12 protein-coding genes are annotated in these 11,997 nt (G+C 70.6%); 6 read left to right on the top strand and 6 right to left on the bottom strand.

Going from position 1 to position 11,997, the window contains the following annotated elements:
* Positions 1-41: 41 nt before the first annotated feature.
* From BO39_RS01800 to BO39_RS01790, 3 genes are all read right to left on the bottom strand, one after another.
* A complete protein-coding gene (locus tag BO39_RS01800; RefSeq protein WP_052401306.1) occupies positions 42-971 on the bottom strand; it encodes a tripartite tricarboxylate transporter substrate binding protein in 930 nt (309 codons plus the stop codon).
* A gap of 82 nt (positions 972-1,053) precedes the next feature.
* Positions 1,054-2,148: an isocitrate/isopropylmalate dehydrogenase family protein gene (locus tag BO39_RS01795; protein WP_211257346.1), complete on the bottom strand. Its 1,095-nt coding sequence runs from the start codon at positions 2,146-2,148 to the stop codon at positions 1,054-1,056.
* A 31-nt stretch (positions 2,149-2,179) separates the two neighbouring features.
* A complete protein-coding gene (locus tag BO39_RS01790; protein WP_084697755.1) occupies positions 2,180-3,112 on the bottom strand; it encodes an amidohydrolase family protein in 933 nt (310 codons plus the stop codon).
* A 122-nt stretch (positions 3,113-3,234) separates the two neighbouring features.
* On the opposite strand from BO39_RS01790, the gene BO39_RS01785 reads away from it, so the two are divergent.
* The 6 genes from BO39_RS01785 to BO39_RS01760 all read left to right on the top strand — a co-directional run bounded on the left by BO39_RS01785 (position 3,235) and on the right by BO39_RS01760 (position 9,058).
* Entirely contained in the window at positions 3,235-4,128 is an 894-nt protein-coding gene (locus tag BO39_RS01785; protein WP_052401305.1) for a LysR family transcriptional regulator, read from the top strand.
* 114 nt (positions 4,129-4,242) lie between these two features.
* Entirely contained in the window at positions 4,243-5,214 is a 972-nt protein-coding gene (locus tag BO39_RS01780; RefSeq protein ID WP_043829338.1) for a tripartite tricarboxylate transporter substrate-binding protein, read from the top strand.
* An 11-nt stretch (positions 5,215-5,225) separates the two neighbouring features.
* Complete coding sequence (locus BO39_RS01775) at positions 5,226-6,206, top strand: Bug family tripartite tricarboxylate transporter substrate binding protein (protein WP_043829804.1); 981 nt, start codon at positions 5,226-5,228, stop codon at positions 6,204-6,206.
* A gap of 20 nt (positions 6,207-6,226) precedes the next feature.
* Positions 6,227-7,039, top strand: a complete 813-nt coding sequence (locus BO39_RS01770; protein WP_043829336.1) for an HpcH/HpaI aldolase family protein — start codon at positions 6,227-6,229, stop codon at positions 7,037-7,039.
* Positions 7,036-7,968 carry an NAD(P)-dependent oxidoreductase gene (locus tag BO39_RS01765; RefSeq protein WP_043829334.1) on the top strand — a complete coding sequence of 311 codons (933 nt, stop codon included), beginning with the start codon at positions 7,036-7,038 and terminating at the stop codon, positions 7,966-7,968. Before BO39_RS01770 ends, BO39_RS01765 begins: the two co-directional genes overlap by 4 nt.
* A complete protein-coding gene (locus tag BO39_RS01760; protein WP_211257345.1) occupies positions 7,958-9,058 on the top strand; it encodes an Ldh family oxidoreductase in 1,101 nt (366 codons plus the stop codon). The genes BO39_RS01765 and BO39_RS01760 overlap by 11 nt, the downstream gene beginning before the upstream one ends.
* A gap of 10 nt (positions 9,059-9,068) precedes the next feature.
* Here BO39_RS01760 and BO39_RS01755 read toward each other — a convergent pair whose 3' ends face one another.
* The 3 genes from BO39_RS01755 to BO39_RS29555 form a co-directional block, all read right to left on the bottom strand.
* Positions 9,069-10,082, bottom strand: a complete 1,014-nt coding sequence (locus tag BO39_RS01755) for a Bug family tripartite tricarboxylate transporter substrate binding protein (RefSeq protein WP_043829332.1) — start codon at positions 10,080-10,082, stop codon at positions 9,069-9,071.
* A gap of 62 nt (positions 10,083-10,144) precedes the next feature.
* Positions 10,145-10,948, bottom strand: coding sequence for a class II aldolase/adducin family protein (locus tag BO39_RS01750; protein ID WP_052401303.1), 804 nt, complete (start codon positions 10,946-10,948; stop codon positions 10,145-10,147).
* 169 nt (positions 10,949-11,117) lie between these two features.
* Positions 11,118-11,768, bottom strand: a complete 651-nt coding sequence (locus BO39_RS29555; protein WP_052401302.1) for a GNAT family N-acetyltransferase — start codon at positions 11,766-11,768, stop codon at positions 11,118-11,120.
* Positions 11,769-11,997 lie beyond the last annotated feature (229 nt).

The following is an 11,997-nucleotide window of genomic DNA, read 5'->3' as shown; positions in this document are numbered from 1 at the left end:
CGCTCCGGATCGGGCCAAGGGCTGCCCGCTGCGTTGAATGGTCATTCGAGGACGATGTTCGAGCTGCGCGCGACCTCGCGCCACTTCGCCATCTCGCCCTGCAGGAAGGTCTCCAGCTCCGCCGCCGTCGAGGGCGCCGGCTCCACGCCCAGCGGGCGGACCTGTGTCGCGAAGCGCTCAGAGGCGACGACCTCCCGCAGGTCGGCAGCTATGCGCCTGATCGCCGCGGGCGGTGTGCCGGCGGGCGCCACCATCGCCTGAAAGGCGCTCACCGAGAAGCCGGGGAAGGTGGTGGCAATTGTCGGGTATTGCGGCGCGTCGGGCAGTGGCGCGTCCGTCGCCACGGCCAGCACCTTCAGCCGCCCCGCCTCCACATAGGGCCGCACGGAACTCCACAGGTCGAACATCAGCGGAACGCGGCCGGCCAGCACGTCCGTCAGTGCCGGGGCGCTGCCGTTGTAAGGCACGTGCTCCATCCGGATGCCCGCCTTCAGCTGCAGCAACTCACCCGCCATCTGCCCGCCCGTCCCCGGTCCGGGCGAGGCATAGGCGATCGGGCTGCTCTCCCGCTTCGCGAAGGCAATCAGCTCCGCGAGGTTCTTCGGCGCGAGGTCCGGCCAGGCAACCAGCACGAAGGGCGAGGTGACGAGCATGCCTACCGCCGTGAAGGCGCGCGCCGTGTCGTAGGGCAGGCGCGGCCGGATCGCGGGGTTGATTACGAAGGAATTGGTGGCGACGCCGATGGTGTAGCCATCCCCCGCCGCCTGGGCGAGCGCGTTGGTGCCGACGATCGTGCCGCCGCCACCGCGGTTCTCCACGACGACGGGCTGCTTCCACCGCTCGGACAGCGCCTCCGCGATGATCCGCACGATGACGTCCGTCGGGCCACCCGCCGCGAAGGGGACGATGATGCGCACGGGCCGCGTCGGGAAGGAGGTATCCTGCGCCCGGACACCCGCCGCATAAGCCATGGCGCCCAAAGCGGCTAGAGACGCTGCCCGCCTGGTCAAAACACCTGCCATGAACTCCTCCCTTCTCATTTTTTTCGCGAGATCAGGCGGGTACAGGCATGGCGCGCAGCCGCGCGGCGATGCCCGCGCCGGTCGCGGCCGTACCCAGCCTTCCGCCCACGTCCTGCGTGGATTCACCGGCCGCCACGGCCTCCGCCACTGCCGCCTCGATCGCGCGGCTCGCACCGGCGAAGGCCTGGCTGCCCAGGCGGTCCGCGTGCCAGTCGAGCAGCTGCGCGGCCGAAAGGATGAGCGAGAGCGGGTTGGCCACGTCCTGCCCAGCAATGTCGGGTGCCGAGCCGTGCGCCGCCTGGGCCATCGCATGGCTCGCGCCCGCATTCACGGAGCCGCCGAGGCCGATGCTGCCCGAAAGCTCCGCCGTCAGGTCCGAGAGGATGTCGCCGAACATGTTGGTGGTCACGATCACGTCGAACCTCGCGGGATCGCGCACGACATGGGCGCACATGGCGTCGATGATGTACTCGTCCAGCACCACCTCGGGGAACTCCGCCGCCACCTTGCGGCACTCTTCGAGGAACATGCCGTCGCCGATCTTCAGCACATTCGCCTTGTGCACGGCGCTCACGCGCTTCCGGCGCGTCATGGCGAGACGGAAGGCAGCACGCGCGATGCGCTCGCAGCAGCCACGTGTGATCCGGCGAAGGGAGATGCAGACATCAGGCGTGACCAGCATCTCGCTGCCACCCGATTCCATGTTACGGTCGGCATAGAAGCCCTCGGTATTCTCCCGCACCACGATCAGGTCGAAGTCCAAAACCGCGTGGTGCTGCACCCCCGGATAGGTACGCGCCGGACGGACGTTGGCGAACAGGTCCAACCGTTTGCGGAAGAACATGGAAGGGTTGATCCCGCCCTTGCTCTCGTCCGTGTAGTCGAAGGTGGACATGGGGCCGAGCACCAGCCCATCGGCCCCCCTCACCTTCTCCAGCAGCTCCGGCCGCACGGTGATGCCGTGCCGCTGCAGACTTTCGTGGCCGGCAATATCGGACTCAAGCTGCAGCCCAAGCCCGAAGCGCTCCGACGCCGCCTCCAGCACCTCCACCGTCGCGGCCGTGATCTCGGGACCGATCCCGTCCCCGGGAAGGACGATCAGGTGCATGGCGTTGCGCTGGGACATCGGGTCAGATCCGCTGCTGGGTTTGATGCTGTCAGCCGAAGCCATAGAGCCGCGCCGGGTTCTCCACCAGGATGAGGCGGCGCGCCTCCGCATCCGGGAACCACTCGGCCAGCCGGTTCAGGGCCGCGCCGTCGTCGATGCGATTGAAGGGCTCAATGGCCGCGATGTCGGTCCGCGCGCCGCCCGGATGCGGCCAATCGCTGCCCCAGACCACGCGCTCCGGGCTCGCCTCGAAGAGGGCGCGCGCCAGCGGCCCCGCATCGGCGCAGTCCGGCCGGTCGGAGATGCGATGCGGCGCCGAGATCTTCACATAGGCCCGCCCGGCGCGCACCAGCGCGAGCAACTCGGGAAATCCCGCCTGCCCCGTGCCCGCCTCGGCGCGCGCCCGGCCGAAATGGTCAACCACTAGAGGCACCGGCAACCGCATCAGCGTCTCGTGCAGCGCCCCGATCACCGCCATGTTCGTATAGGTCTGCACGTGCCAGCCGAGCGGCGCCACCTGCCGTGCAGCGGCCTCCAGCAGCGCGCCCGCGGCCGCGGGATCGTGCTGCCCGGCCGTCTCGAGGTTCACGCGCACCCCGCGCACCCCGGCCGCGTGCATCTCCCGCAATTCCTCGGTCCCGATGCCCGGATCGATGACGGCGACCGCGCGCGCTCGCTCACCCAACCGGCGCGAGGCATCCAGCGTGCAGCTGTTGTCCGTGCCGTAAGGGCTGGGATGGACGATCACCACGCGTCCCAGCCCGAGAGCATCGTGCAGCGCCAGCAGCTCCTCCACCGACGCGTCGCCGGGCGTATAGGCGCGGCCGGGATCGAAGGGGTAGCGCCCCGCCGGACCGAAGACGTGGACATGACAGTCGCAGGCACCCGCCGGCACCTCGAAGCCCGGCGCCGCGTGGGTGACGCCGAGCACCGTCGCCTGGCGGCGGGCCCCGGTCGCGGGCGAGGCCCGGTCTGCATCCATGGTTCGTTCCTCCAGCGGGCGCGGAGGGTCTGTCAGGCCGCCCGCCAAGTCCAGTCGTTTGACCGCCGGCACCCATAAACGGATCTTATGCCCGCTGCGCATCCGGCAAGGGCAGGTGGATAATGAACCTGAGACAGATGGAGGTCTTCTACGCCATCATGCGCACCGGCTCAGTCACGGCCGCGGCCCGGCTGCTCGGCGTCACCCAGCCCTCGGTCAGCACGGTGCTCAAGCACTGCGAGGCGAGCCTCCGGATTCGCCTCTTCGAGCGCGTTGCCGGCCGGCTGCGCCCGACGCCGGAGGCGGAGGCCATCTTCCCGGACGTGGCCGCCATCTTCGGCCGGCTGGACGCCGTCGGGCGCCTCACCCAGGACCTGGCGGGTGGAAGGCTCGGCACGCTCTCCGTCGCCGCGGCCTTCCCCATTGCCAATGGCTATCTCGCCAAGGCCGTCGCCGACTTCATGGAAACGCGCCCGGGAATGCGCGTCGCGCTCCAGTCCCTCACCTCCCCGCAGGTGGTGGACCGTGTGGTCAGCCGCGAGGTGGAGCTGGGCATCGCCTACGAGCCCGTGGTGAACCCGGAGGTCGAGACGGAGGTGCTCGTCCGCTCCGGCGTCGCCTGCGTCCTGCGGGAGGACCACCCGCTGGCCGCCCGCGCCGAGATCGAGGTGCGCGACCTCGAGCCCTACGCCATCATCACCTACCTGCCGCAGACCCTGCTGCGCGGCCCTGTGGATCGCGCGCTGAGCGAGGCCGGGGTGGTGCCCCGCATCGCCGTGCAGGTCAGCCTCTCGCTGACCGGCATCATGATGGCCTACCACGGCGTGGGCGTCGCGATGGTCGAGCCCTTCCTCCTCGCCTCCATGCCCCTACCCGGGCTCGTCGCCCGCCCCCTCCGCCCGCGCATCGAGGTCTCGGCCCTGCTGGTGCGCGCCCGCTCCGCCCCACGCTCGGCCGCCATGGGGCACTTCGTTCAGCAGTTGAAGGCGACCGTTGCGGCCCAATACGGCGGTTGAGGGCGCCCATTGTCTCAGTCAATGGACTTCGCCCCTTTTCCTATTGGACGGTAATGGGAAGGGAGCGCAGTCTTTCCCGAACACCGCGGCGCCGCGCGGGCAAGGGGAGGAACAATGCGTCGCAGGAGCCTCGCGCTCGCGGTCGCCGCCGGCGGGCTCGGCGCAGCGACCAACACGGCCCGCGCCCAGGAACCCTGGCCTGTCCGCGTCGTTCGCCTCGTCGTGCCGCAGGCGCCAGGGAGCCCCATCGAGATCCCCACCCGCATCATTGGCGACCGGCTCAGCCGCAGCCTCGGCGCCAGCTTCATCATCGACAACCGCCCGGGCGCGGGCGGCGGCATCGGCTCCCAGCACGTGGCGCAGCAGCCGGCGGACGGCTCCGTCTTCCTTGCCACCAGCGCCGGCATCGCCATCGTGCCAACGCTGCAGCCCGCCCTGAACTTCGACCCGATCCGCGACCTCGATCCGGTCAGCCTCATGTGCGACGTGCCCTCGGGGCTGCTTGTCCGCAACGCCTCGCCCTTCGCCTCCCTTGCGCAGCTCCTCGCTCATGCACGGGTCCGTCCGGGTGATCTCACCTATGCCTCGGGCGGCGTCGGTTCGGCCAACCACCTCGCCGGCGCGCTCTTCGCCGCCCTTGCGGGGGTGGAGATGACCCATGTGCCCTATCGCGGCGTCAGTCAGGCCGTGAACGCCGTCTATGCCGGCGACGTGTCGCTCATCTTCGGTTCCACGCTCGAACTCCTCCAGCATGTGCGCCAGGGGCAGGCGCGCATTCTCGGCGTGACCATGCCCGAGCGTGTTCCCGCCCTGCCCGAGGTGCCCGCCATCGCGGAGCAGGTGCCGGGCTACGCCGCCCCAAACTGGTTCTGCCTCATGGCGCCCAAGGGCCTGCCGGAGCGGCTGCTGAACCGCCTCAACGCGGAGATGGCGGTGATCCGCGACGCGCCCGACCTCCAGGCGCGCATGGCCGAAGGCGCGGCGACGGCCCGGCTGGACGGTCCTGGCCCGCTCGCCGCCCGCTTGGCCGACGAGGTGCCGAAATGGCGCAAGGTCGTGGCCGATGCCGGCATCCGGCCGGACTGAAGGGGATGCCCATGCCGACCAGACGCCATCTGCTGCGCCTCGCCCCCGCCCTGCCCGCGCTCGCCCTGGCCCGGCCAGCCGTCGCAGCCTTCCCCGACCGCCCCATCCGGATCGTCGTGCCCTTCGCCGCCGGCGGTAACGGCGACCTCATGGCCCGCCTCGCCGGGCCCCGCATGTCCGAGCGCCTGGGCCAGCCCGTCGTGGTGGAGAACCGCGCGGGCGCCGGCGGCAGTGCGGGGGCGGAGGTCGTCGCCCGCTCCAGGCCCGACGGCTACAACCTTCTCTGGGGCGCCGGCGGACCCATGGTGAACAGCCCGCTGCTGATGCTCAACCCGCGCTACGACCCCCTGCGCGACTTCGCCTCCATCGGGCTGATGAGCCTCATGCCGATGGTGCTCGTTGTCCGCGCGAACCTGCCGGCCAGGAACCTCGCGGAGCTGGTCGAGCTCTCGAAAAAGGGCCCCGGCATCACGGTCGGCACCTCGGGCGTCGGCGGCGCCAACCACGTGCCGCTGGAGCTGTTCAAGGCGGCCACCGGCGCCAACCTCGTCCATGTTCCCTATCGCGGCGGCGGGGCGGCCGCGCCGGACCTCGTCGCCGGCAATGTGGACGGGCTGCTCACGGAGTTCTCCACCGTCCTCGACCTGCATCGGGAAGGCCAGGCGCGCATCCTCGCCATCACCTCCGCGCACCGCGCGCCGCTCGTGCCGGAGGCGCAGACTTTCGTCGAGTTCGGCCTGCGAGACTTCGTCTTCTACACCTTCTCCGGCCTCTGGGCGCCCGCTGGCACGCCGGAGGAGGTGATCACCCGCCTCCAGGCTGCCCTCGCCGCCGCCACCAACGATCCGGCCGTGACCGAGCGCCTCGCCGCCCTCGGCGCCGAACCCGCCAGCCCGCAGCAGCAGACCCCAGCCGGCACGGCCGATTTCCTCCGCAACGAGATCACCCGCTCCCGCCGCGCGATCGAGCTCGCGGGGATCAAGCCGGAGTGACCCCTTCCCCCAGGACCAGCATGCCCGCACCGCCCCAGGCCTCCCTCGCGAACCCCGTGAAGACGCGCCTGAACGCCGGCGAAGCCGCCCTCGGCATGAGTGTCCGCCTCGCGCGCTCCCCCGACATCGCGCGCGTGGCTAAGGCCACCGGCCACGACTTCCTCTTCATCGACACGCAGCACTCGATCTTCGACCTCGAGACGATCGCGAACATCGCGCACACAGCCCTCGCCATCGGCATCGCGCCCCTCGTGCGCGTGCGCGGCGTGGACGACCCGGATGTATCGCTGCTGCTCGACAACGGCGTCACGGGCATCGTCTTCCCCGATATCGGCACGGTCGCCCAGGCGCGGCGCGCGGTGGAGACCGTACGCTTCCCGCCCGTCGGCCGCCGCTCGGTCGGCGGCGGCTACCCGCATTTCGACTACCGCGCCTTGCCGCTGACCGAGAGCGTGCCGCAGCTTCAGGAGTCCACCCTTCTCGTCCTCATGATCGAGACGGTGGAGGGGCTGGAGAACGTGGAGGAGATCGCGGCGGTGCCAGGGATCGACGTGCTCCATGTCGGCTCGAACGACCTGCTGATGAACATGGGCAAGCCCGGCCAGTTCGACGATCCAGGCATCGTCGCGGCTCAGGACCGGGTGATCGCGGCCGCCCGCGCGCGCGGCATCCATGCGGGCTGCGGCGGCAACCGCGACGTGGCCCGCCAGGCCGAGGCGATCCGCCGCGGCGCCCTCTTCGTGACCACGCAGACCGACGTCGCCTTCCTTGCGGCCGCCGCGAACAACTGGACCGGCGGCATCCGCCGCGCGCTCGCGGAACCCGCCGCGTGAAGATCTACGCCCTCGACCAGTTCGACGAGGCCGGGCTCGAACTGGTGGCCCAGCATGCCGACCTCATTCGCTGCGACGACCCGGGTATCGCGCGCTGGCGCGAGGAGGCGGACGGACTGATGGTCCGCCTCACCCCGCTGAGGGCGGAGGACTTCGCGCGGGCAAGGAAGCTGCGCGCCGTTTGCAAGCAAGGTGTCGGGGTCGAGAGCATCGACCTCGCCGCGGCCATGGCGCATGGCATCACCGTCTGCAACACCCCCGGCGTGAACAGCGAGGCGGTGGCCGAGATGGCCCTCGCCCTCGGGCTCTGCGTCGGCCGCCGCATCGCCGAAATGGACCGCGCGGTCCGCGCCGGAGGCCCCGTGCTGCGCGAGAACTTCCTCGGCGTGGAAAGCTGGGGCCGCGTGGTGGGCATCGTCGGCATGGGCAATATCGGCACGAAGGTCGCGCGCAAATGGCACGGCGCCTTCGCGAGCGAACTGATCGCCTACGACCCCTACGTCCCCGCTGATTACTGGCCAGACATTCCCCACACCCGTGCCGCGAGCCTGGAGGAGATGCTGCCGAGGGTGGACCTGCTCACGCTGCACCTCCCCCTCACCCCGGAATCCCGCGGCATGATCGGCGAGAGCGCGCTTGCCCTCATGAAGCCGAGCGCGATCCTCGTGAACGCCGCGCGTGGCGGCATCGTGGACGAGGCGGCGCTCCACACCGCGCTCGTCTCCGGCCGCCTCTTCGGCGCGGGCCTCGACGTCTTCGCGGTGGAGCCGCCGGGCACCGCGAACCCGCTGGTGAATTTGCCTAACGTCGTCTGCACCCCCCACGCGGCGGGCGGCACCCTCGACACGCAGCGCAACAGCTCCCTCGCCGTGGCGCGGCAGCTTCTCGATGTCCTCGCCGGGAAGGAGCCCTGGGCCCGTGTCGCCTGAACCGCCGATCCTCGTCCCCGCGGAGACGATCCGCGCGCAGATCACCGCCGTGCTAACCGCCTGGGGCATGGAGCCCGGCCTGATCCGCACCACGGCCGAGGTGATGGTCGAGACCGACCTCGCGGGCGTGGACAGCCACGGCGTCTCGATGCTGATGGACTATGACGCCTCGCGCCAGAGCGGGAAGCTGAACCTCCAGGCCCGCCCCCGGATCGTGCGGGAGAACCCTGTCACGGCACTGCTGGACACCGATGCGGGCCTCGGCCACCCCGCTTCGGTCATGGCCATGCAACTGGCGATGAAGAAGGCGAAGGCCGCGGGTGTCGGCGTCGTCGCCGTGCGGAACTCGCACCATTTCGGCGCGGCCGGCTACTACGCCTCCCTCGCCTCGGCGGAGGGACTGGTCGGCCTCGTCACGAGCGCCACGCGCACGATCAGCATGGTGCCCACCCGCGCGCGCAAGGCGCTGCTCGGCACCAACCCCATTGCCTTCTCCGCCCCAGCCGCGCGCAACCGCGCCTTCCGGCTGGACATGGCGACCACCACCACCGCCGCGAACAAGGTGCGCGTCTACGGCCTGAACGGCCGCACGCTGCCGGAGGGATGGGCGGTGGACGGCACCGGCAACCCCGTGCGCGATCCGGAGGAGGCCCGCCGCATCATCCGCAGCGGCGAGGAGGGCGGGCTTACGCCCCTCGGCGGCAGGCCCGAAACGGCCTCGCACAAGGGCTACGGCTTGGCGATGATGGTCCACATCCTCGGCGGCGTCCTCTCCGGCGCCTCCTTCTCGCCGCTGCGCGTGCGGACCCAGCGACCGCAGGACCCCGACAATCTCGGGCACTTCTTCCTTGCCCTTGATCCCGACGCCTTCCGCGACGAAGGCGAATTTGAGGCCGATCTCGACGAGGTCGTGGACGTGCTGCACGCCGCGCCGCCGGTGGACCCCGCCCTCCCCGTCCTCGTTCCCGGAGACCCCGAGGCGGCTTTCCGCGAGCGGCGGCTGCGCGAGGGCATTCCCATCCCACGCAGCCTGGCCGCGCAACTACGCGCCGTCTGCCTCGGATGCGGCGCCCCCTACCTCTTGGAGTAGCGGCGCGCCCCTATTCCGGCTTCAGCCCGGCCACCGCGATGGCCCGCCGCGCCTTCGCGACCTCCCCCCGCAGGAAGGCCACGACGCCCGGCGTGGTGAGTTCCGCGCCGGTCGGCGGATCGGCCCCGAAGGAGGCAAGACGCGCCAGCACATCCGGATCCGCTGCCGCCTCCGCCAGCGCTGCCTGCAGGGTTCCCAGCACCGGCTCCGGCGTGCCCGCCGGCGCGAAGAGACCGACGAAGGAGGCGGCGAGGAAGCCCTCCAGCCCCTGCTCGATGAAGGTCGCGACCTCCGGCACCTGCACCGAGCGGGCCGCTGAGGCGACACCGAGGATCCGCCCGCGCCCGTCCCGCTGAAGGTCCAGCACGCTCGGTAACCCGATGAGGATGCCATCCACATTGCCCGCCACGAAGTCCGGCAGGGTGGAGCCGCCGCCCCGGTATGGCACGTGCACGAGGTTGGCGCCCGTGGCCGCCTTGAACAGCTCCAGCGGCAGGTGGTTCGCCCCGCCGACGCCCGAGGTGCCGATTGTGACCCCGGACGGTCGCTCCTTCGAGAAGGCAACCAGCTCCGCCAGGTTCCGCACCGGCAGTTCCGGCCGGACGATGATCACCATCGGCACCTGGCCGAGCAGCGCGACCGGCACGAGGTCCGTCATCGGGTCGTAACGCGGCGCCGCCATCAGCAAGGGCCCGTTGACGATGGAGCCCGGGCTGCCGATGAGGAGCGTGTAGCCGTCGGGCCGGGCTCGCACGACCGTTTCGGTGCCGATCGCCCCCGTCGCGCCGCTGCGGTTCTCCACCACGATCGGCTGCCCAAGACGCGGCGAAATGCGTGCCGCGAAGAGTCGCGCCGTCACGTCGCTGTTCCCGCCGGCGGCGAAGGGCACGATGAAGCGGATCGGCCGGTTGGGCCAGGCGCCGGAAGCGGGCGCGCCGCCCGGGACCTGCGCGCCAGCGGCGGCGGGCAGCAGGACGGCCGCGAACGCGAGCAAGCTGCGCCGCCCCGTGATGGACCGGTTCATGCACCTCTCCTCTCCATGCAGCGGCGCCCGCTCTGCCGGCGGGCTGCGCCGCAATCAGCGCGTCAGACCCAGTAGGGCGGAAAGCCCGAAGACCTCGCCTCCGCCTCGAGCAGCCGCAGCATCGCGTGCCACTCCAGCACGCCGTAGGGCCGCCGCGCGCCCGGCTGGTAGAGATGCGCGGTCCGCTCAAGCACCTCGGCGGAGGGCAGCGTCAGCTCCGTCCGCGCGGCCATCGCATCCACCTGCGCGCGGCAGGACATCTCCAACTGGTACATCGTGTTGAAGGCCTGCTGGATTGTCGCCCCGCAGGTCAGCAGCCCGTGGTTGCGCATCACCATGGCGTCGTGCGTCCCGAGGTCGCGCACGATGCGCTCGCGCTCCGAGAGGTCGATCGCCGGCCCCTCATAGTCGTGGTAGCCGAGATGCCCGACGAAGCGGATGGCCGTCTGGTTCAACGGCAGCAGCCCCTCCTTCATCGCCGCGACCGCCATGCCCGCCCGCGTATGCGTGTGAAGGACCGCCGCGACGTCCGGCCGCGCCTTGTGGATCGCGCCGTGGATGACGTAACCGGACTTGTTGATCCCGTAGTCCGTGTCCGGCTTCCAGATGATGTTCCCCTCCACGTCGATCTTCGCGAGGCTGGTCGCCGTGATCTCCTTGTAGAGTAGCCCGTAAAGGTTGATCAGCAGGTGCTCCGTGCCAGGGATGCGGAGCGTGATGTGGTTGTAGATCATGTCCGTCATGCCGTAGGCCTCGACGAGCCGGTAGCAGGCGGCGAGCTCAAGCCGCGCCTGCCACTCCGTCTCGCTCACCTGGTCGCGGGCCGAGGGCCAGTCGGTGCCGAAGCGGGGCGCGGCATTGTCCATGGGGGTGCTCCTTCGGCGGAGTTCCGGCAGCGGCGGCAGGAAAGGCGCCGGCCGGAACCCGCGATCCTCCCCATAGCCTCGCAGCTTTTCGCCGGGCCCGTCTAATATGGAGCTTTGCGCAGCCCATTAACCGCGCCAATGGCAACCGCCCGGTGGAACCGGTGGCGGCCTATGCTTTCACCGATTGCTGCGGTGTCTCACCGAGGCCGGGAGGCCCACGCTCCACCCCGATCACCCAGGCGGCGTGGGGCCCGACGGAGGCGCGGAGCCGCCGATGGGCCGAGGCGCGCTTCACCTTGGCCAGCACGCTTACCAGCAAGGGTTCCGTTCCCCGTTTCAGCCAGCCGCCGACGCGCAGGGCGCATTCGAGGATCAACTCGCCGGTCTCGCGCAGAGAGCCGATCGCTTGGAAGCCCGCCCTCTCGTAGAGCTTCAGCGCGCCGGCATTCTCGCGCGCGACGAGGAGCCTTACCCGATCGCAGGCCGAGGCGGCGCGAAGGCGCCGCAGCGCCTCCTCCAGGGCACGCCGGCCATGGCCGAGCCCCTGAAACCGGCAGTCGAGGGCGAGCCAGCCGAGCCACCACGTCCTGCCGTCCCGTCGGTCGGGGTGAAGGACAAAGAAGCCGGCAAGACGCCCCATGGTCTCAATGCCGAACATGAGATGGGCAGGCCCCCGGCGCACGGCGGCAAGGATCTCGGGCAGCGGGCCGAGGAAGCGGTCGACCTGATCGGCGTCGAGCTCGAGCTGCAGCACGCGCGGAAGGTCGTCGCGACCGATCCGCGGGAAGAGAAGCGGCACGCGGCCGCTGAGGGAAGTCATCGGAACCTTGGGGAGAGATAGGGGAAAAGGCCGCGCGAAGGCACGGGCCGGCTCGGTCGCCTGGTAGCGTCCCTAGTCGCAGGCCCGGGTGCGAGCCGGGCTGTATTCCTTTTCCATGAGCGAACATATCTGGCGCCGACGTGATGCTTGCAAGTGACGATAATGTTGCAGCAAGGCCATTGGGCTTTCCGCGCCACAATTTTACCCTGCCCTGCCCGCCGGATCCTAT

The organism is Roseomonas aerilata DSM 19363 (assembly GCF_000711725.1).
Taxonomy (GTDB): Bacteria; Pseudomonadota; Alphaproteobacteria; order Acetobacterales; family Acetobacteraceae; genus Roseomonas; species Roseomonas aerilata.
The sequence above is the reverse complement of the archived record's forward strand: the minus strand, read 5'-3'. Positions and strand labels throughout refer to the sequence as shown.